Below are 22,105 nucleotides of genomic sequence, written 5' to 3'. Positions count from 1 at the left end.
CCGCTTTCGTATTCATCCTTTATTGACAAACTCTTCATATCTTTCATCATAGGCCAGCCATGCAGCGTATTTCCGCTTCATGTATTTTTCCGCTTCCACAAATGTATCGAATGTTTTTTTCTGTTGTTTTCCGTTGATTTCAACAATCCATTGCTCTTCTTCATCTTCATAGATGAATATGTCATGTTTGTCTCTCGTTGAATATAGGCAGCCCTCTGGGGATTCCTTTACATTCAGTTGATTCTTATGTGCGTCTCGTTTAAGGGGCTCGGCAAAGAAGGTCTTTTCGACATATTGGCTATACGCCTTTTCGGACATGGTACAACCTGCCGCTTTTTGGTGGCCGCCTCCATCGTACTTGCCAGCAACTTCAGAAACATCAATATCGTCGTGAATTGTCCGGAAGCTGATTCTTTTACTTCCAACCATCAGGATCGCTATATAATCAAGATGCGAGAACTCTTTCGACAGTTCATTACCCAATTCTGAGTGATATGACTCTGCATGGACCACACCAGCTGTATGGGGACCGACCGTAGCCTGATAGACTTCTCTTTTTTTCCTGTTTATGTACCGATCTACCCGACTCTCTTCAACATTCAGAAGGGTTTGCTCCACTTCGTCAAAAGTAAAACTTTCAGCCGTAGACAGCTTATTTGCAATTTTCATTTCGAATTCCTCTATCGGAATCATGAAAAACAGGTCATTCAATCGTTTTGCCGTTGTATTTTTATTGACTTCCCATTCCCAAGTATCGTATTGTCGGACCAATTCAACGAATTCAGCGACAATGCTTGAAGGTTCCAGGTATTTATTTTCAACTGCATACTGATAGAATAATGATGTCGCTGCCGTCTGTTTACCATCTTCCTGTTCGACAGTTACAGATGCCCAATCATGTTCGTTCAAATGCAATGCTGACTTATGATGATCGATCAGCAGCGCTTTGCCTCCATCTTCCACAAACTGAGTAATCATTTTTTCGTTATCTTCATCAACCGATAGATCAGTAACGATCAATGTATCTTCAAGCTTGGCCTGCTCAAGAAATGCTCCTACGTTCTGATTAAGGCGACCAATTGAATTATAACTTACCACTACTTCTTCTCCGAAGGCCAGCTTAGCTATAATGCCGCAGCCGACTCCATCTAAATCATTATGTGTAAAGAGATGGTACACACAAACCCCTCCTAGTAACTAATAAATTTACTTTTCCCTAAAGACATGAATTTCAATTGCAATCTTTACAATTGTAGCATAATCATATCCGCATATTTTATCATGCTTCCATTACGTGATGCTTTTGTTCGTTTTTTTTTTCGAAAAATCCCCTGATGATTCTTTATTTTCCATAATTTATAACGTCCATTACTTTGAAATCGAGATTTTTCCATTGAAGAGGTTGCTGTGAGTGGTGAAGATCAGCATTCACTAATCGATCAAATGGCTAGGAATTTTACGAACTTTGAAGAATTGCTTAATGGTTTAAAAAGCCAGACCCAATCCGACAAATGATCCGGTACATCAAAAAAAGCCGCAGGGACGTTATTCCCTGCGGCTTCCTTATACCAAATCACTGTTCAATCAATTTTCCAAGGTTGGCCATTTCAATTGCACTAACGGCCGCTTCATAGCCTTTGTTACCTGATTTTGTTCCTGCACGTTCAATCGCTTGTTCAATATTTTCAGTTGTCAGCAAACCGAAGATAACCGGTACACCCGTTTCCAAGGAAACGGAAGCCATGCCTTTAGCCGCTTCATTACAGACATAATCATAATGTGAAGTGGCACCCCTGATTACCGTTCCAAGACCGATTACCGCATCATATTTACCTGTATTCACAAGTTTTTTTGCAATTAACGGTAGTTCAAAAGCACCCGGGACCCAAGCGATGTCAACATCATTCTCATCAACGCCATGACGCTTAAGGCCATCCAATGCCCCTCCTAAAAGCTTGCTTGTGATAAACTCATTAAATCTTCCTACCACGATACCGACTTTCAATCCTGATCCGATTAATTGTGCTTCAATAGTTTTCCCCATGTCCAATTCCTCCTAATTTTAAAAAACAATATAATTTTTTGTTCTGTAAGATGTAATTACTTAAATCCTCAAGCTTTCGGGATGTTCAGTTCAAGCTCCTGGTTCCCGATAGTATCATTTTGTTGAAGATACCTAATCAAATCGGCTATCGTAATGAACTTCAGGTTGAATTTATCAGCGATGACTTCTAAATCGGATACCCGGGCCATCGATCCATCTTCATTCATGATTTCACAAATGACACCAGCTGGAGCGGCACCGCATAACTTCGCCAAGTCCACCGATGCCTCTGTATGTCCCGCCCTCCTTAATACGCCGCCTTCTTTTGCGACTATCGGAAAAGTGTGACCAGGCCTTTGGAAATCTTCAGCGACCGAATCTTCATTAAGAAGCTCAAGGATGGTCAAGGACCTTTCAAAAGCACTGATTCCTGTAGAGGTGCTTTTATGATCGACACTTACCGTAAAAGCAGTGCCATGATGATCGGTATTTTTTCCAACCATAGGATGCAGTTTCAATTTCGCTGCCAGTTCTTCAGTGATGGTTGTACATATCAAACCACGTCCATGAGTCGCCATGAAATTAATCGCTTCCGGTGTCGCCTTTTCGGCCAGCACTACAAAATCCCCTTCATTTTCACGGTCTTCATCATCGGATACGATTACTACCTTGCCTGCCTTCAAATCTTCTATCGCTTCTTCTATTGTATGGAACATCATTACACCGCCCTTTTATTAGAATCCATGCTCTGCCAAAAACTCTAAATTCAGTCCTGGTTTTGGATTGCCATTTTTCATTTGATGTATTATATATTTCCCTATCATGTCGTTTTCGATGTTAACGATATCGCCAGCCGCTTTTTGTCCCAATATGGTGTCCTGATGAGTCAATGGAATCAGTGATACAGTCAATAGGTTCCTTTCGATCCCAAATATCGTCAAGCTCGTTCCATCAATGGCCACGGATCCTTTTGGAATGCAAAAGGCACTGAGCCCCTCTTCCAATTGGATTACATAATATACGGCATTTTCTTTCCGTTCTTTTTTTATGATCGTTCCGGTTCCGTCGATATGACCTGAAACAAAATGACCGCCAAACCTTCCCTGTGCACTCATGGCTCGTTCAAGATTCACAGGTGATCCCAATTTCAATGTCCGTATCGAGGAAGCTTTGACCGTTTCCGGCATCACGTCGACAGTAAACAAACTTTTAGTGAAAGACGTTACCGTTAAGCAGACCCCGTTTACTGAAATACTATCCCCCAGATGAACATCTTCAAGGATTTTTTCAGAACGAATCGATAACTCCATACTGCTTTTTCCTTTGTTCATGGAATGAACGGTACCGATATCCTCAATGATTCCCGTAAACATGTTTTTCCCCCTTTTATAAAATATAAAAAACCCCTTAGGATGACCTAAGGAGTTAGCAGGAGAAATGAGTGAAAAAAATTGTATACCTAAAAAGCCCAACATTTTCATTTTTGAAAAATTAGGCGTACGTATACACTTGGGTTCCACACGTCCTTCTCCCATCCAGACTTTACTGTCGGCTTTGGAATCTCACCAAATCCTGCCTTTAACAGGCTCGCGGGCTTAGAATTTCTTCATCACCGCCGGTTGGGATTTTCACCCGACCCCGAAGGACTAAAATAATATGAATCTTTGAATATTTTATCACCATAAAGTGAAGATGTAAAATTTCTAACCTTAAATGGTTCAATTGTTACAGAAACTTCCTCTCTTTATGGAAAAACGACCTCCAAAGTCCCCGATGTGCTCCAAAGAGGTTAATCAGGCTAAATATGTGGAATAGGGTTAGAGGATCACAATTCCTATAAGGAGGAAGCCTTATGCTTATTTCCATCATCAACTTGATTTTCTATCTGTTCGTCGTCACGATGAATTTTTTAGCTAATTACCTGCCATTGAACGGCCAGACATCAGGAGAGATTTCCGATAAACTTGATGTCCTTTTCACTCCTGCAGGATATGTATTTTCCATATGGGGCTTGATCTATTTCCTGCTCGCCATCTGGGTATTCAGGCAGTTTTTAAGCAAACACCAAAACAGCCCTGCCTATAAGGCATCCTTCCCTTGGTTCGCTTTAAGCTGTGTCTTGAATGGCGCTTGGCTTTTGGCTTGGCACTATGAGCACTTTTTGTTATCCGTATTCATTATCATTGCTCTTTTGGCTACTTTAATGGTCATTTATACTAACATAAAAAAAGTGGAGCACACGCCTTTCGACCTATTTCCGTTTTCCGTTTATACAGGCTGGGTAAGTGTTGCAACTATCGCTGACATTTCTTATTACCTCACGTATATCAAATGGGACGGTTTTGGGGTTTCCAGTTCAACCTGGACGATCGTCCTGCTGATTGCAGCAACAATCCTGGCTTTCGTCTTTGCAGGTAAAAACCGGGATTGGTGCTATCCTCTCGTATTCGTTTGGGCGTTCATAGGGATCGGGATACGAAATAGCTCCGCCTATCCGGTAATTACGGACATTTCTTATATCCTGGCTGTCATCACTTTTATCGTATCCATCACCATCTTCATTAAAAGTAGAAGGAATATGGTAGCCTAAAATGCTTGCTGAAGATCTTGCCAGACATCCTGCCAAGCTTCTAGGCCAACTGAGAGACGGACCAGCTGGTCACTGATGCCCATTTGTTTCCGTGAATCTTCAGGAACTGCAGAGTGCGTCATGGTAGCGGGATGCTGTATCAATGTTTCGGCATCCCCAAGACTTACGGCAATTTTGATTAGTTTCAATTTATTTAGGAATTCCTGTGCATCCTGTTTTGTGCCATGCAATTCGAAAGAGATAAGGCCGCCGCCATGTTTCATCTGTTTTTGCATTATATAATGATCCGGTGAAGCTTCATCACCTGGATAATATACCTTTTTCACTTTTGGATGTTTCTTAAGTTCATGAAAGATTTCCATTGCATTGGACGAATGACGGTCCATCCTGACAGGCAAGGTCTTTAACCCCCGCAATAGTAACCAGGCATCGAAAGGTGAAATGATTCCACCGATATCCTTCTGTGTAGTCCCTGCTACCTGATTCATGAATTCCTTCTTACCTACGACAAGTCCTGCAACGACATCCCCATGCCCGCAAAGATATTTCGTAGCGCTATGAAGGACGATATCACAGCCATACTCAAGCGGTCTCTGTAGATATGGCGTCGAAAACGTATTATCCACTACGACCGTCACATTATGTTCCTTCGCAACTTTCACCACCATCGGTAAATCAATCATTTTCATCGTCGGATTGATCGGGGTTTCTACATAGATGCAGGTCGTTTCCGGCCGAATCATTTTCCTTACCTGTTCTTCTGTATCCATCTCACAAAAATCATGAGTGATGCGGTATTTATTTTTCATAAGCTGCAGAAGGCCAAATGTACAACCATATAACCCCTGTGAGCATAGGATGTGGTCATCTGTTTTCGTTAACGCAAAAAGCACAGCTGAAACGGCGGCCATGCCTGAACCGAAAGCAAGGCCAGCTTCCCCGCCTTCCAAAGCGGCAATCTTTTCTTCAAGCACATGTACCGTTGGATTTCCAAGTCGTGAATATATATATCCATCTTCCATACCGGCGAAACGCCTCTCCCCTTGCTCGGCATTTTCGAAAGTGAATGTTGAGGTTTGAAATAAGGGTGTTGCCAAGCTTCCTAAATGCTTCTTCGAGTCATATCCTTCATGGATGACTGCCGTTTCAAACTTTTTATACTTTCCTGTCATACCGTCTCCTCCTAACCTATGTCTATTGCTATCATATGTCAAAAACCTATATAAAGGAAGCGTTTTCATTCATGGTCATCACCTATAAATGAACCCCTGAATTTAGTAAAGATGATATGATTTCCGTAGGGCAATAGATGAACAAGTTCAGATGGATTTACCCGGGCATTCGTAAAAAAGGGACAGCCGCCATGGCCGCCCCTTTTTCCGAATCATTCATCGACTACGATGTTTCCACCATAGAAGGTTACTCTCGTTAATGGCAGCTCTAGTTCACGAGCCATTTTTTTCAACTCTCGCTCTTCTCTTTCCGTTACGATTGAAATGACAGTGCCATCTGCACCTGCACGCCCAGTTCTACCCGATCTATGGATATATTGTTCGATGTTGTCAGCCATATCAATATGAACGACCGCAGTAAGGCCTTTTATATCTAGCCCCCTTGCCGCTACATCCGTTGCTATCAGCATCGGGGATTTTCCTGAACGAAGCTTGCGCAGCGCTTTCTCCCTGTCGACTTTATTGGATTCGCCGTGAAGCACGCCCATTTCAATACCTTTATAGCTCAGCTTTTCATGTAAGACGCTCAGCTCTGCTATATCATTCAGGAAGGCAAGGGCCTTCACATCTTTAAGTCTTGTGATTTTCTCTAGAATCTTGGACTTTTCCCGTCTCTCAACAACAAAGTAAAGATGGTCCACCTTTGATTCCATTTTTTCATGCTTATCAACCTTGATCATTTCGGGTTCATTCATGAATCCCCTGGCCGCTTTTTCCGTTTCCTCCGGCAGGGTCGCTGAAAACACCATGATTTGCCGGTCTTTTAGCGTTGTTTTGATAATATTATTTATCGTTCCCATATGCTCCGGAGTGATCAATTGGTCACCTTCATCAAGTACTATCGTCTTAACTTCGTGCATTTTCAATTTCTTTTGGGCAATCAATTCGTAAATCCGTCCCGGTGTTCCAGCAATCACCTGTGGACGCTTCTTCAGTTTGTCCAATTGCCTTTTCACATTTGCACCGCCGATGAATGCTGCGCCCGTAATGCCGCTTCCCTCTGACCAAATGCGAATTTCTTCATTGATTTGCATGACCAGTTCTCGTGATGATGCCAAAATCAAAGCTTGGTGCGATTTTTTTTCAGGATCTATCTTTTCCAGCAATGGCAGTAAATATGCTAATGTTTTCCCTGTACCTGTCGGTGATTCGGCCATGATATCTTTTCCCTCGACAATCACGGGAATTGCTTTCGTTTGAATCGGGGTAAGTTGTCCGAATCCGGACTTTTTCCAGACCTCTTGTATATATGGTTTTCTATCGTTTATTAATGCGGGTAATTCGCTCATATCGTTCTCCTTTAATATAAAACTTTTCCTATCTTTCATAGTACCATTTATTCTTGTCCAGTAGCCAACGGAATGCGAATTGTAACCGTCGTCCCTTTGTTTATCTCACTTTCAAAATCCATTTCCCCCTGAAGGCGATGAACGATCTTCCGGCAAATTGCAAGCCCGATCCCTGTGCCCTTTTCCTTCGTTGAGTAAAAAGGCTCACCAATCCGTTCAAGACGCTCGGGCCCCATTCCCATGCCATTATCACTCACGCTGACTACAGCTTGTCCATCGATGATTTGCAGTGAAATTTCAATTTCGCCATTATCCTTTATCGCTTCAATGCTGTTCTTTATGATATTGATTACCAACTGTTTAAGTTCAATTGAATCAGCCATAATATAAATCGGTTCGGCAGTTTTAACCCTGAATCCCATTTCGATATTATTCAAATTCGTTTCTGCCTTCATCAATGTGAAAACCTGCTGTAAACAGTCGGCAAGATCGATCCTGCGAAATGCGACATCCTGTTTCTTCCCGAGAACCAAAAGTTCGCTTGAGATAATATTGATTCGGTCAATTTCCTTCAACATGATATCGGAATGCTGCGGGTTTACTTCCTGGGTCATATCCATTAACTGTACGAATCCTTTTAACGATGTAAGTGGGTTCCTTATCTCATGTGCGACGGCGGCAGCCAGATGTCCGATAACAGATAGCTTTTCAGACATGATCATCAATTCCTCTTCGCGCCGCAATTCAGTAATATCCCTAACGATTGCATATACCCCTAGCATTTCCGCGTGAACGATGATCGGTAAAAAGGTCACACGGATTATCCGTTTTTCATCACTGCTATTCTGGATGGTCGTTTCGAATTTAACAGCCTCTCCTTGAAGGGACTGTAAAAAGAATTCAGATACTTTTTCACTTTCATTCCAGTTGAGGAGATGATTCGCATTCCTGCCTTTCAAATTGTCACTATTATGCCCCAACAGTTTCTCAGCTTCCGGGTTTAGCGAAACTACATTTCCTTCGAGATTCAGCTCAAGGACACAATCCGGGTTATGCTTGAACAGCGACCGATACTGTTCATCCTTCAGAATGAATTCCTGTTGGGACCTCAACATTTTCCCCGTCCAATACCTGATTATGAAGTATAGGAAAAGCCCGGTTATGAAAATGAACATCCAGCCTTTGGAATGTTGAAACATTGCATATATCTGAACATCTGCCCTTGCCTGTGTCATAGAGATGTAATCCGTAACGACAATCCATAAGACCCCAATGGTTATATATATAAAAGCCACTTTACATGCAATTTTATGAGATTGGTTCATATTTTTTCCTTTGTATTGTTTTTGGTTTATTATTCCCAAATCACTCAAAAAAAGCCCTCATGTTTTCAACATAAGGACTCTATCGATATTGTACCATATATATTGCAATCATTGTTTTATATAGCTAAAAAATCCAGAGCATTTTAACTGGACCTTCAATGATCAAGAGAGGTTTTTAATGGCTTGATTGAATTCTTCTTCTATATCTTTTGTAGGCTTGGCCGATAATAAGCTGCAAACGATCACCGCTATTGAACCAGCAATGAAACCAGGAATGATTTCGTATACTTCAGCGAACTTATCGATCATATCCCAAACGATCACGGTTGCCGTACCGACAATCATTCCCGCCAGGGCTCCCCATTTCGTCATCCGCTTCCAGTATAGGCTTAATAGAATGACAGGACCGAATGCCGCTCCGAAACCAGCCCATGCATAACCCACCAATTTAAGGATTGTACCGCTTGGATTAAACGCCAATAATAAGGCAATGGCAGATATCGCCAATACACCAAACCGACCTACCAGCACTAATTCCTTATCAGATGCTTTCGGCCGAATGAACTGCTTATAGAAATCATCGGTCAGGGCACTTGCCGATACTAACAGCTGAGATGCAATCGTACTCATGACCGCTGCTAAAATCGCAGCCAACAAAAAGCCTGTAATTAGGGAAGGAAACAGTTCTTTTGCTAAAATGATGAAGACGGACTCAGCATTTTTTTCCCCTAAAGGACTGCTTGTCAGGTTAAAATAAGCAATCCCCACCAACCCGGTGAACATCGCTCCGACGATGGCAAAAATCATCCAGCCCATACCGATTCGCCGTGCGCTTTTCAATTCTTTAACAGATGAAACCGCCATGAATCGAACGATTATATGAGGCTGCCCGAAATAACCAAGCCCCCATGCCAGAAGAGATATGATGCCAATGGTCGATGTTCCTTCAAAAACATGCAATAAATTCGGATTGATCGATTTTATTGCATTGAAAGTGGGATCCCAGCCTCCAATATTTACAATTGTGACAACCGGGACTAGAATTAAGGCAATGAACATAATCGTACCTTGTACGAAGTCCGTCCAGCTAACAGCCAGGAATCCGCCGAATAATGTATAAAGAATAACGACGCTCGCTGTCAGCCAGATGCCCCACCGGTAATCCAAATTGAAAGCCGTGCGGAAAAGCTCACCGCCTGCTACCATGCCTGAAGATGTGTAAAAGGTGAAGAAAATTAAAATGACCGATGCCGATACCACTTTTAAGACCCGGGAGCCATCCTTGAACCGATTTCCCAAGAAGTCGGGAATCGTAATCGAATTACCGGCCAATTCCGTATATGTCCGAAGTCTTGGTGCCACGAATAGCCAGTTTAAATAAGACCCTGCACACAGGCCGACGACAATCCAGCCAGCACTCAATCCGCTTATGTACATTGCACCCGGAAGACCCATCAACAGCCAGCCGCTCATATCGGAAGCACCTGCACTCAATGCAGTTACAGCCGGGCCCAAGTTCCGTCCGCCAAGCATGTAATCGGTTAAGTTTGCCGTTTTCCGATAGGCCAAATAACCAATTAACAGCATGCCTGCCATGTATATTCCAATTGATATTATAATTCCGTAATCCAAAAATGAATCCCCCTAGGTTAATTTTTCATCTAGTAAGCTTATCAGAAAAAAAAACATATGTTAAGAAGTTCTTGCACCTTTCACCGATTTCACTTTCAATATAATTAAGAAAATTCATTTTATTAGATTAAATTATAAGGAGGAATACGCCATGCAATCCTATATCAATCAGCCAGATGGAGTCTTTCCCTCTGTTTGCTCTCTTGACTGTCCTGATCAATGCGGTTTACTGCTGCACAAAAAAGATGGGAAAATCATTAAAGTTCAAGGAGACCCTGATCATCCAGTCACAAAAGGGAATATTTGCAACAAAGTCCGCAACATGACTGCCCGTCTATATGACCCAAATCGCTTAAAGCAGCCATTAAAGCGCATCGGTCCGAAAGGAGAAGGGAAATTCGCTCCAATCAGCTGGGAAGAGGCCATTGACACAATCACTTCCAAATGGAAAGACCTGATCGATATGCATGGTCCGGAAAGCATACTTCCCTACAGCTTTTACGGAAACATGGGCAACCTTAGCGCTGAAGGAATGGATCGCCGTTTTTTCCACAGGCTCGGTGCAAGCATGCTTGAACGCTCCATTTGTAACGCGGCCGGCTCAGTCGGATACAGCTATACAATGGGTGGTTCATTCGGCACCGACCCAGAAGAAACGATTCATACAAAACTTTTCATCATGTGGGGCATTAACGCTGTGAGCACAAATATGCACCAAGTAACGCTTGCCCAGCAAGCCCGAAAAAACGGGGCCAAAGTAGTTGTCATTGACGTACATAAAAACCAAACAGGCAAGTGGGCGGATTGGTTCATTCCCATTCTGCCTGGTACAGATAGTGCGCTCGCCCTCGGATTAATGCATATCCTATATACCGAGAATCTAGTCGACCAGGCCTTTCTCGATGAATACACAGTGGGTGCTGCTGAATTGCGCGAACACGTCCGCCAATATGACCCTGCGACGGTCTCCGCGATCACTGGAGTTCCAATTGATGACTTATATGAATTAGCCAGGATGTACGGCACGACCAGTCCATCATTCGTCCGGATAGGCAATGGCCTGCAGCACCATGACAATGGCGGCATGGCAGTACGCACCATTGCCTGCCTGCCTGCCCTTACCGGCCAATGGATGGCGGAAGGCGGCGGAGCCATCAAAGGGAATTCAGGATATCTCGCGTTTAATACAAATGCCTTAAGACGTCCGGATTTATTGCAAAATAAAGCTACACGGACCATTAATATGAACCAAATCGGGCAAGCTCTTCTGGAAAAAGAAAACCCGATTCGCTCCATGTTTGTTTACGGCTCCAATCCAGCACTTGTCGCTCCAAATGCAAATAAGGTACAGGAGGGTCTAATGCGGGAAGGTCTATTCACAGTGGTCCATGACCTATTCTTAACCGAAACGGCCATGTTTGCCGACATCGTCCTTCCTGCCACGTCATCTTATGAAACGGAGGATTTTTATAATTCATACTGGCATAATTACGTCCAAATACAAAAACCTGTAGTCGAAAAATATGGCGAATCTAAATCGAATGTTGAATTGTTCAAACTGTTGGCTGTTGGAATGGGATTTGAGGAACAAGCATTTAGAGATTCAGAGGAAGATATGATACGGCAGGCGCTGGATTTTCCCGACAACCCGCATTTGGAAGGCATCACCTATGACTCCCTTTCGAGGAATCAATTTCTCAAAGCCAAAATGCGGCCGATGTTCCCAGGCAAACTCCCGACACCAAGCGGTAAAATCGAACTTTATTCCGAAAGGATGAAGCGGGATGGATACGAGCCTTTGCCAACATATACACCCATCATTAAAGACAGCGACCTGCCATTTTTATTCATACCGGCACCTAATCACAATTTCTTGAATTCAACCTTTTCAAATAATGCCAAACATATCTCCATGGAAAAGGAACCAAAACTGCACATGAATGCCGCTGATGCCAAAACAATGGGGATAGCACCCGGAGATATCGTTAAAATCTGGAACGATCGCGGTGAATGTTTGCTTACCGCTGCTCCTGGAGAAAATGTGTTACCAGGCGTTCTTGTCAGCCAAGGCTTGTGGCAGAATACGCCCGAAACAAAGCAACACATTAATTCCCTTACCCCAGATCGGCTCGCAGATATGGGTAATGGCGCCGTTTTCTTCTCAGGACGGGTGGATCTTGAAAAAATCCAACAAAAGTAGATTAACGTTGAGCAATCTCTGAATATATAGCTGCGATTATTTGAAATATATCTCCGATTTTCGGAGTTTTATCTGCGATTCCGGCATTTTATCTGCAATTTCGGAGTTTTTATCTGCGATTCTCGGACTATTTCTCCAATTTTCGGAGTTTTATCTGCGATTCCAGCATTTTATCTGCAATTTCGGAGTTTTTATCTGCGATTCTCGGACTATTTCTCCAATTTCGGAGTTTTATCTGCAATTTCCCTGAATATATCTCCGATTTCAGAAATATATCTGCGATCTACAAAAAAGGCTGTTCCCTAAGGAACAGCCTTTTCGTCAAGCTATTTACTCTTCATCAAACCAGCCTGTTGGCTGGATATCCAAGTTGTTATTGATTTGCTTCACTTCCGTATAAGCTTCGTAACCGAAAGTTCCCAGTTCGCGTCCATTTCCGCTTTGCTTGAACCCTCCCCAAGGAGCTTCGTTATAAGTTGGGTGATATGAGTTAATCCACGTGATGCCTGCACGCACTTTTTTAATGACACGGTATGCTTTTGCGATATCATTCGTGAACACCGCTCCCGCTAAGCCGTATTTCGTATCATTGGCAAGTCGAAGAGCTTCCGCTTCATCCTTGAATTTTTGAACGACAAGCACCGGCCCAAAAATTTCTTCCTGCACAATCCGCATGTCCGGTGTCGTATCAACAAAAATAGTAGGTTCGACAAAGTAACCTTTATCCATGCCTTCTTCTTTAATTCGATTTCCACCGACGATTAATTTGGCACCTTCTTCTTTTCCGATTTGGATATACGATAATATTTTGTTCATATGGGCTTCTGAAACGATAGGTCCCATCTGGCTGTTTTCATCAGAACCTGAACCTACTTTGATCTTTTTCGCCTTCGCAGTAAGACTTGCAATGAACTGATCGTAAATGGACTCTTCCAACAACAAACGGGATCCTGCTGAGCACACTTGTCCTTGATTACAGAAAATCCCATATAGAGCATAATCAACGGCAGTCTCAAAGTCAGAGTCCGCAAATACGATATTAGGCGATTTCCCGCCGAGCTCCAATGTCACTTTCTTTAGGTTACCCAGTGAAGCCTCCATGATCTTACGTCCTGTTGCCGTTCCTCCTGTAAAGGCTACTTTATCGATTTCGTCATGTTCGGCAATGGCTTGTCCGACAACTGGCCCCGCTCCTAAGACAAGGTTTGCGACACCCTTTGGCAATCCGACCTCATCCATGATTTCAAATAGTTTGACCGCTGTCACCGGAGTGATCTCAGATGGTTTGAATACAACGGAATTTCCTGCTGCAAGCGCCGGAGCCAGTTTCCAGGCTGACATCATTAGAGGGAAATTCCATGGGACGATCTGACCGCATACACCGATCGGTTCCCTTACGACCATCGCTTGCTGGCCGTCAGGAACTTCAAAAGTCTGACCTGTCGGTTTTGTAGCCAATCCTGCATAATATCTAAAACAGGCTGCTGAATCCGCTATATCATAACGAGCCTCACGCAATGGTTTCCCATTATCCAATGTTTCCAACGTAGCTAGTTCTTCAGCTTTTTCTTCTATTTTGTCGGCTATTTTGAATAAAATGCGAGCTCTTTCCACTGCAGGAGTTCCCCACCAACCACCTTCATAGAAAGCATATTTTGCTGCCTCGACCGCTGCATCCACATCTTCCTGTGTTCCTTCCGCAGCTTTGGCAATAACTTCCCCTGTAGCCGGATTCAATACATCCCTCTTCTCGCCTGAAGTCGAATTCACCCATTCCCCATTGATGAACATCTTTAAGTCCAGTGCTCCCGTTCCTTCTTTTTTCTTGTTATTTTGCAAAGTTTCCTGCATGTAATTTCCTCCTCGGTTTTAAGTTATCTACCTATATATTAGATATGAGCAAGATTCATGCCAGTTTGAAATATTAGGTAACTCACGGTTTTTTGCCCTTTCCTGTCTCATTTAAATTCAGTGGTGAATTACCTATTCATTTTTGCATAAGTCATGGGCCAAACTCTTTCAAGATTCATAGAAAAAAGAGATGAGCATCTGCTCACCTCTTTTCTGATTAATTCCGGTTAATAATGACCAATTTCATTTCCGTCATTTCTTCAATTGCATATTTCAGCCCCTCGCGGCCAGTTCCGCTTTTTTTGACTCCGCCATATGGCATGTTGTCGACACGGTAAGTTGGGATATCATTAATGATAACACCGCCGACTTCCAATTTTTCTGCGGCAGAAAGAGCCAGATTGATATTTTCTGTGTAAATCCCGGCCTGCAATCCGAATTCGGAATCATTGACCAAGTCAATCGCTTCCTCAACGGAAGAAACCTTATTGATCAAAACAATTGGAGCGAAGACTTCCTGACAAGATACCTTAAGCATTGCATCCACTTCCAGCAACACAGTTGGATGCAGGATATTCCCTTCAGATTTGCCTCCTGCTGCAACAATCGCACCGTGTTGTTTAGCTTCAGCGATCCAATCCAGGCTTCGCTGTACATCGCCAGCGCTGATCAATGCCGAAATATCCACCGACGGGTCCAAAGAATCTCCAAGTTTCAAGCCATTCGTTGCTTCTGTGAATTTTTTGACGAACTCATCATATACCTCTTCATGAACATATGCACGCTGTAAGGAAATACAGACCTGCCCTTGAAAAGCGAATGCTGCGGATACACAGCGTTGGATGATTTTATCGATATTGATCCCTTTATCAACGATGACAGCCGCATTCGAACCTAGTTCAAGACTCACTTTCTTTAACCCGGCCTTATTGCGGATCCCGATTCCGACAGCCGGACTTCCTGTAAACGAAATGCTCTTTACCCGTGAATCTGTGACTAATTTATCACCGATTACCGAGCCGCTTCCGGTAACTAAATTAAACGCACCTGCCGGCAAATCCGTTTCAGCTAATAGTTCAGCAAGGAATAGCGAAGATAGCGGTGTTTGGCTCGCAGGTTTCAGGACAAGTGTATTTCCGGCAGCAATCGCCGGGCCTACTTTATGAGCAACCAGGTTCATCGGAAAATTAAAAGGCGTAATCGCACCTACGACACCTAGAGGCTCACGGACTGTGTATCCTATTCTTCCTTCTCCGTCAGCTGTAGCATCCATCGTCAATGTTTCTCCATGAATCCGTTTTGCTTCCTCTGCTGCAAATTTATATGTGGCAATCGTCCGGGATACTTCAACCATTGCCGTTTTAATCGGTTTCGCTGCCTCTTTAGCAATTATTTCAGCTGCCTCATCTTTGCGGCTTTCCAAAAGGCTCGCAAGCTTTTCAAGTATGGCAGCACGTTTATGACTAGGTAAAGCTGCCATTGATTTTCTAGCTTGATAGGCTGATTCTATTGCCAACTCGACATCTTCAAGGCTTGCCGAAGGAATCTCCGCAAGAACTTCCCCGCTATAGGGAGACTTTAGTGTCGTGAAATTTTCAGCTTCTTGCCATTTACCATTAATGAATAATTTCTTTTTCAGCGTTTCTGTCATGACCATCACTTTCACCTCTTATAAAATTTCTTTTTCGACAGCAGTAAATGTCTCATCAAGGATTTCAATTATTCTTTCGACTTCCGATTTAGTAATGATTAAAGGCGGTGCGAATACGAGTGTATCTTGATCAAACGTAACAGACCGGCAAATCAAACCATTCTTCGCCGCTTCAGCAACCAGCCTTGGAGCAAGCTGAGTCTCAAAGCCTTCGCCTGTTTGTTTGTCCTTTACGATGGAGATGCCTCCAATTAATCCAAGTGCCCTGACATCACCAATAATCGGATGTTTGCTTTGAAGCTTCTTAAAGCCGGCAAGCAACTCTTCACCACGCTGTTTCGAGTTTTCTATCAGGTTTTCACGTTCAATTATTTCAATATTTTTCAAAGCAACCGCACAAGCCATAGGATGGCCACTGTATGTGTAGCCGTGTAAAAGCGTGCCTTTTGAAAGGGCAATGAAATCCTGATGCATCTTATCATTCAGGACGACCCCGCCTAACTGTGCATATCCGCTTGTCACACCTTTTGCAAAGCACATCATATCAGGTACAACACCAAAGTGTTCAATCCCAAAATAAGTCCCTGTTCTTCCGAAACCTGTAATGACTTCATCCGTCACCATTAAAATGCCGTATTCATTACAAATCTCCCTTACTTCTTTAAAATAGCCTTCAGGAGGAAGGTTCACGCCGCCGGCCCCTTGAATCGGTTCAGCGATAAATGCCGCAATCGTTTCCGGTCCTTCCTGTTCTATGACCTTACGCAACTCCTCAATGGAAGAACCGTCCACATGGTAAAAATCCGGTGCGATTGAATTCGTGAAGTCTCGGAACGGCTTCAGGCCAGTCGCACTTGTGGCTCCCATTGCCACTCCATGATAGGATTTCGAGCGGGAAATGATTTTTTGACGGTTAGGCTGCCCTTTCAAAAGCCAGTAATGTCGAGCAAGCTTGATTGCCGTATCATTCGACTCCGATCCACCTGAAGTGAAGAAAACTGCATTCAAATCCCCAGGAGCGATGGAAGCGATTTTGGCCGCTAAACGGATTGCCGGTTCATTGCTGAAAGTGGCGAAACTTGAGGTGAAAGCTAACTTCGCCATTTGTTCCTTTGCGACATCAGCCATCTCTTCTTGTCCATGTCCAATATTCACATTCCAAAGTGAAGCCATGCCATCAATTACAGTCCTGCCCGTTACATCCGTAAGATATATTCCCTTTCCTTCCTTAAAGATGAAACTTGGACCATCTGCCTGCTGTTGCTCAATTGACGTAGTCGGATGGATAAAATGCTTTTTATCCAAATCGATTAATTCCTGAATACCCGTAGTCTCTTTAATCATGTAAAAAACACCCTTCTCATGTATGGATTTTTTTCAAGCTAGTTTATTTTTTATATTTATATATATAGATATAGCAAGATGCATGCCAAATTATATGAGCCTTATATTAAAGGTATTCAAGTTAATCCGATTCATAAGTGAATCATTAGGAGTGTGTGTTAATTCATATACAAATCATTTGATTCGTATTTGAATCACTCGACTCCCATTCATTAAATTAAATCTTAATTTACACAAATTTTTGAATCCCCCTCTTTATTTTCTAATTGATGTTATAAAACCTGACATACAATGTTGAATTTTCGGAAGATTTGTATTATTATCATGTTAATATTTTTTCATTCCTTTTGAACCGCTATGTTAATCTAAACGAAAGAAGTTGATATATATGCAGGTAGGATTTGAAATGTACCAAAAACAAACATTGAAATTGTCATTAACACCTGAATTACAGCAATCAATCAATATCCTTCAATATTCCTCCCATGAACTGATAGATTTCCTGAACCGACAGGCTTACGAAAATCCCGTTCTCGAAATTAGCTTTAAAGAACCCCTCGCATCATTTTCTGAATCTAGCATTCATACACATAAAATAAATTCTCAGATACGGTCCTATAAAAGTAAAAGTTTTAACGGAGACAATGATTACAACCCTATCAATAATTATTCAATCAACACAGAAACACTGGAAAGCCATTTACTGGAACAATTAAGTTTACTAAGTTCGTTGAAAGCATTTGAAAAGAGAATTCTCCAATTCTTGATTGGGAACTTAAATGAATATGGATTTCTTGAATTGGATGCCAATTGGGCTGCCTCTCATTTTTCCGTGTCCGTGGAAGAAATCGAAAATATGATTCAAGTATTGCAGTCCCTTGACCCCATTGGAGTCGGGGCTAAAGATCTGACCGACTGTTTACTCATTCAGCTGCGTGAGCATGAGGATTACAATGAATTGGCGTATAAGATCGTTAAAAAGCATTTAACGGATTTAGCAGAAAAACGCTACAGGAAAATTGCCGGTCTTTACCAGGTGACCGCTCAGGAAGTACAAGAGGCCTCGGATTTCATCCGTACGTTAAACCCGCGTCCAGTCAGTCACTTTTCCAATGATATGACTCATTACATAGTTCCGGATGTTTACGTGGAAAAAGATAAAGAAGGTTTTCTGATAACGGTCAACAATAGCTGCATGCCTAAACTTTCCATCAATCCTTTCTACAAGAACCACGTTGCTATGAATTCAGTTAATCCAGCTAAAGATTATATAAAGGGGCACATAAATGATGCCCAATTACTTTTAAAAGGGCTTGAGCAAAGGCAAATGACACTTTATAAAGTGACAGCATCAATCGTGGACGAACAGCGAGAGTTTTTCATGAAGGGAATTACTGGATTAAAACCTATGACACTGAAAGACATTTCGGAAAAACTTCAGCTTCATGAATCAACGATCAGCAGGGCGACGAGCAATAAATATATCCAGACGCCGCATGGCCTCTTTAAACTAAGGAACTTCTTTACTAGAGGGTTACACCGCGTGAACAGCCAAGCAACCGAATCAACGACCACCATCAAAGAAAAAATAAAGGTATTGATTGCCGAAGATAAGATAAGGCCTTTTTCAGATCAGAAACTTTGTCAAATATTCGAAAATGAAGGAACGAAGATCTCCCGCCGTACTATTGCAAAATACCGTGAAGATCTCGGTATACCGGGATCTTCAAAACGGCGCAGGTTTTAACTTAAAAAGACTCTTACAAAAGATGTATCTTTCGTAAGAGTCTTTTATGTCTTCATCACAACCAAAAAGCCCTGAACCAGAGCTTAATAAAAAGTTTTGGAATCTTAATATATCGTTTTATTTATTACCCCATTTATCCTCGAAAATAAGTTCATCCATCGGCCTTCTTTTTTCCCAATTAGCAAGTTCAAGAATGGGCTTATCCGGATATTGATCCGTATAGCCAATCGACAGGAGTGCAACGGGTTCTACATGCGGCGGAATCTCCAAAATATCACGAATATCATTTTTCTTATAAAAGCTTACCCACCCCATTGCCAATCCTTCCGCACAGGCAGCCAGCCACATATTTTGAATTGCGCAGGCTGTGGATAGAATATCGGTTTCCGGAATGGAGTTCCTCCCTAAAACATGGGAGCCGCCCCGTGTCGGGTCGCATGTAACACAAATGGTGTATGGTGCTTCTTTTAACCCTTCCACTTTCAAACTAAGAAACTTATTTTCTTTACCTCCTTCATAATGAATAGCGAGTGCCCTTCTTTCTTTATCCGCTGCCCATGCCAAACTGTTCTTGGTTTCCTGAGACGAAATCACGATGAAACTCCAAGGTTGCATGAATCCTACAGACGGCGCATGATGTGCAGCATCCAAAATTCTCCGGAGTATATCCTTTGCAATTGGCTTTGGCAAAAAACTCCTGATATCCCTACGGTTATAAATGGCTTTATATACGGCAGCTTGTTCTTCATTAGTAAACATAGTTTCCCCCCTGTTTCCGGCTCCCCAGAAATTTATCTAAACATACAATCTATTTTATAGGTAAACCCTTACAATTAAAATATCCCCGGATTCATCTCGTTCCGTCCACAACAAGATTCGCTCTTTCTTGAGGCCTTTGCGCACCCACATAGAGATCTTCATGAACCATCCAATTATCCTCCCACATTTGACGAGCATCTTCACCATCCCGCTCAAGGCCACGTTTCAAACGCTGATCACGGGGACATTCCACCCAAATCGTGAAATCATGGTACCCTGCCAATTCTTTACGGATAGAATACGTTCCTTCTATTATGACAAGGCCCCCAGCAGGAACCTCATGCCATTCGGCCATAGTGTCCGTTTCCCAATCATACCTTTGATACCTTCCTTCTCCTCCCTCCGTAAGCGGTTTCAGGATTTGGTTACAAACACGTTCCCAATCATAATCCGTTCCAATCGGCTTTTGGGATGGAGGCAGTTGAACCCTATCCGATGATGGCAAATAAAAGTCATCCATATGTACGACCGCGCTGCCCGGACATTCTGCCTGGATACGGGCAGCGAGTGTACTTTTTCCAGACCCGCCCCGGCCATCTATGGCCAATATATAGAGAGATCGTTCTTTGGAAATTTCATGAATTTTAGTTATAAGACTGCTAATCGTATACGGTCCATTAAGTGTTGGAAAGTTCATAAGCATTCCCCCTATACTACTTATTTCTATTCATCCTCCCTTAAATTCCTTCCTTGAGGGGATAAAATGAAAAAACTAAGATGAAGGTACTGTTATTAGTTTCAAACAAAAAATAGATTTGGTCCATCACTAAAAAAACGTTTAAGGTTCTTCGAACAGAAGTAAGCTGGACAGGGTATACTCTTCTTGGATTACAGGCGTTTAACTAACAGTCTTGGTAACTATATAAAAATGCTTAGGCTGAAGCCGACCTTTTTCTCGCATATCCTGAACTTCAACTTAGCTTTCCATGAATATTAATGGCCGCTTTCCAATAGGTTTTCCTGTTCTGCGAGCATTACGGCTATCTTATCCTGAATTGCCGTAATGCCTTTTTCTTCTACAAAATTATTCAAGATGATTGAAAATATGATTTTTTCCCCTCTTTTGGTCGTCACATAACCTGATAAGGAGCTCGTTCCTGAAATCGTCCCTGTTTTCGCACGAACATTCCCGGCTGCAAGTGTCCCTTTCATCCTCTTTCTAAGCGTACCGCCCACCATCCGATTTTCGTTGCCTGCAATCGGTAGAGCATTCAAGTAAGCAGGAAACCACGTTTTTTCCTGAACGGCATACAGCAGCTTCGTTATTTCATTCGCTGGAATCATATTGACTTGGGAAATTCCAGATCCATCACGCATCATGATCGTTTGCATATCGAGACCCATACTCTTCAGCTGATTTTGAGTAACCTTCAAACCATCTTTCCAGCTTCCCTCCCCTTCTGCCTCTTTGCCCATTTCCTTTACCAAAACCTCGGCATGGCTGTTATTGCTCAATTTCATGAAAGGAATAAGCAGCTGTGAAAGCGGCATGGACTGATGAGTGGCAATCATGTCCGCTCCTACTGGCGTTTTCCCTTTTTTCCTTTTTCCCAACACTTTAATTCCATGTTTCTTCATTGATTTTTCAAATAGGCTCAGCGCATATTCTGTGGGATCTTCCACCGAAATCCACTCTTTGGTCACCCCAGCATCTTCCGGAATGGTCCCGGTCACCGTAATGACTTGTGTGCCATGAGACCGTTCGACTTCAATCTTGTTATTAGCGTCAGCCGATACAGTTTTCGTTTTGTTGATGACCTTCACGTGATCGGTTTCAGGCTCCAGCTTCACCGTTGCCCTCTTCCCAGCCTTTTCCGCTGGGGTCATTTCCACGATGATGGTACCGGTATCGTAATCTTCATTCGGGGAAGCGGTTAAAGCCGAAACGGCTGCACCGTAATATTCCTGTTCATCGCTCCAAACTAAGTCTTGGGAATAACGAACATCATCATACCAAGAATCATCGCCTATAAGATCTCCGTGAACGAACTTAACTTGACTTTTCTTCAGTGAAGCTGCCAGCTCATCAAAATCCTTTTCCAATAATGTGGGATCTCCTTTTCCCTTCAGATATACATTGCCCTGCAGAACATGGCCAACCTGCACTCCTTTTATGTATAGTTCCGTTTGAAAAACATGATCTTCCCCTAAAGTTTCCAGCGCAGCTGCTGCAGTCAAAAGCTTAAGGTTCGAAGCAGGCCGCAATCTCGTTTGCGACCCCCGTTCATAAATCACTTCCCCCGTTTCAGCTGAACGGATGGAAATTCCCGTCAACGCCCCATCCAGTCCTGGCGAATGCTCCAATATTCGTTGAATTTCCTGCCCTAGGTTTCCATCATCATTCGCAGCCTGCATCGATTCTCCATTAAAAAAACAAATCA

Annotated in this window: 16 protein-coding genes, 1 pseudogene and 1 riboswitch; of the genes and pseudogenes, 3 read left to right on the top strand and 14 right to left on the bottom strand. The window is 42.8% G+C overall.

Going from position 1 to position 22,105, the window contains the following annotated elements; genetic code table 11:
* Positions 1 to 12: 12 nt before the first annotated feature.
* The 4 genes and pseudogenes from ACQKMF_RS20095 to ribE all read right to left on the bottom strand — a co-directional run bounded on the left by ACQKMF_RS20095 (position 13) and on the right by ribE (position 3,417).
* The gene (locus tag ACQKMF_RS20095) at positions 13 to 1,179 is read right to left on the bottom strand and encodes a DHH family phosphoesterase (protein WP_402944448.1); all 1,167 of its coding nucleotides are present in this window, start codon (positions 1,177 to 1,179) and stop codon (positions 13 to 15) included.
* Between the two features lie 394 nt (positions 1,180 to 1,573).
* Positions 1,574 to 2,044: a 6,7-dimethyl-8-ribityllumazine synthase gene (gene ribH / locus ACQKMF_RS20090; RefSeq protein WP_048685088.1), complete on the bottom strand. Its 471-nt coding sequence runs from the start codon at positions 2,042 to 2,044 to the stop codon at positions 1,574 to 1,576.
* A gap of 77 nt (positions 2,045 to 2,121) precedes the next feature.
* A pseudogene (ribB, locus tag ACQKMF_RS20085) lies at positions 2,122 to 2,760 on the bottom strand (3,4-dihydroxy-2-butanone-4-phosphate synthase); the annotation flags it as partial.
* An 18-nt stretch (positions 2,761 to 2,778) separates the two neighbouring features.
* Positions 2,779 to 3,417, bottom strand: coding sequence for a riboflavin synthase (gene ribE, locus ACQKMF_RS20080; RefSeq protein WP_101224897.1), 639 nt, complete (start codon positions 3,415 to 3,417; stop codon positions 2,779 to 2,781).
* Positions 3,418 to 3,563: 146 nt separating this feature from the next.
* Positions 3,564 to 3,694: riboswitch (FMN riboswitch) on the bottom strand.
* A gap of 202 nt (positions 3,695 to 3,896) precedes the next feature.
* Here ribE and ACQKMF_RS20075 point away from each other — a divergent pair.
* Entirely contained in the window at positions 3,897 to 4,634 is a 738-nt protein-coding gene (locus tag ACQKMF_RS20075; protein WP_427574626.1) for a TspO/MBR family protein, read from the top strand.
* Here ACQKMF_RS20075 and megL read toward each other — a convergent pair.
* From megL to putP, 4 genes are all read right to left on the bottom strand, one after another.
* Positions 4,631 to 5,806, bottom strand: a complete 1,176-nt coding sequence (megL, locus tag ACQKMF_RS20070; RefSeq protein WP_402944455.1) for a methionine gamma-lyase — start codon at positions 5,804 to 5,806, stop codon at positions 4,631 to 4,633. The two genes, ACQKMF_RS20075 and megL, sit on opposite strands and share 4 nt — an antisense overlap.
* Positions 5,807 to 6,018: 212 nt before the next feature.
* A complete protein-coding gene (locus ACQKMF_RS20065; protein ID WP_402944458.1) occupies positions 6,019 to 7,155 on the bottom strand; it encodes a DEAD/DEAH box helicase in 1,137 nt (378 codons plus the stop codon).
* A gap of 47 nt (positions 7,156 to 7,202) precedes the next feature.
* Positions 7,203 to 8,528: an ATP-binding protein gene (locus ACQKMF_RS20060; RefSeq protein ID WP_402944462.1), complete on the bottom strand. Its 1,326-nt coding sequence runs from the start codon at positions 8,526 to 8,528 to the stop codon at positions 7,203 to 7,205.
* Positions 8,529 to 8,642: 114 nt separating this feature from the next.
* The gene (gene putP / locus ACQKMF_RS20055; protein ID WP_427574623.1) at positions 8,643 to 10,112 is read right to left on the bottom strand and encodes a sodium/proline symporter PutP; all 1,470 of its coding nucleotides are present in this window, start codon (positions 10,110 to 10,112) and stop codon (positions 8,643 to 8,645) included.
* 151 nt (positions 10,113 to 10,263) lie between these two features.
* Between putP and ACQKMF_RS20050 the strand changes: the two genes are divergently transcribed.
* Positions 10,264 to 12,312, top strand: a complete 2,049-nt coding sequence (locus ACQKMF_RS20050) for a molybdopterin oxidoreductase family protein (RefSeq protein ID WP_427574621.1) — start codon at positions 10,264 to 10,266, stop codon at positions 12,310 to 12,312.
* A gap of 330 nt (positions 12,313 to 12,642) precedes the next feature.
* Here ACQKMF_RS20050 and ACQKMF_RS20045 read toward each other — a convergent pair whose 3' ends face one another.
* The 3 genes from ACQKMF_RS20045 to ACQKMF_RS20035 form a co-directional block, all read right to left on the bottom strand.
* Positions 12,643 to 14,163: an aldehyde dehydrogenase family protein gene (locus ACQKMF_RS20045; protein WP_402944469.1), complete on the bottom strand. Its 1,521-nt coding sequence runs from the start codon at positions 14,161 to 14,163 to the stop codon at positions 12,643 to 12,645.
* Positions 14,164 to 14,380: 217 nt separating this feature from the next.
* Entirely contained in the window at positions 14,381 to 15,814 is a 1,434-nt protein-coding gene (locus ACQKMF_RS20040) for an aldehyde dehydrogenase family protein (protein WP_101225038.1), read from the bottom strand.
* An 18-nt stretch (positions 15,815 to 15,832) separates the two neighbouring features.
* Entirely contained in the window at positions 15,833 to 17,158 is a 1,326-nt protein-coding gene (locus tag ACQKMF_RS20035; protein WP_101224905.1) for an aspartate aminotransferase family protein, read from the bottom strand.
* Positions 17,159 to 17,564: 406 nt separating this feature from the next.
* Between ACQKMF_RS20035 and rpoN the strand changes: the two genes are divergently transcribed.
* A complete protein-coding gene (rpoN, locus tag ACQKMF_RS20030; protein WP_427574618.1) occupies positions 17,565 to 18,905 on the top strand; it encodes an RNA polymerase factor sigma-54 in 1,341 nt (446 codons plus the stop codon).
* 117 nt (positions 18,906 to 19,022) lie between these two features.
* Here the strand turns inward: rpoN and bluB are convergent, their stop codons facing one another.
* The 3 genes from bluB to dacB form a co-directional block, all read right to left on the bottom strand.
* Entirely contained in the window at positions 19,023 to 19,664 is a 642-nt protein-coding gene (gene bluB, locus ACQKMF_RS20025) for a 5,6-dimethylbenzimidazole synthase (RefSeq protein WP_101224907.1), read from the bottom strand.
* Positions 19,665 to 19,755: 91 nt separating this feature from the next.
* Entirely contained in the window at positions 19,756 to 20,361 is a 606-nt protein-coding gene (locus ACQKMF_RS20020; protein WP_427574616.1) for a uridine kinase family protein, read from the bottom strand.
* Positions 20,362 to 20,657: 296 nt separating this feature from the next.
* Positions 20,658 to 22,079, bottom strand: a complete 1,422-nt coding sequence (dacB, locus tag ACQKMF_RS20015) for a D-alanyl-D-alanine carboxypeptidase/D-alanyl-D-alanine endopeptidase (protein WP_402944791.1) — start codon at positions 22,077 to 22,079, stop codon at positions 20,658 to 20,660.
* Positions 22,080 to 22,105 lie beyond the last annotated feature (26 nt).

Origin of the sequence: Peribacillus sp. NPDC101480 (assembly GCF_050277335.1) — a bacterium.
Classification (GTDB): Bacteria; Bacillota; Bacilli; order Bacillales; family DSM-1321; genus Peribacillus.
This window is presented reverse-complemented; position numbering and strand designations above follow the sequence as displayed.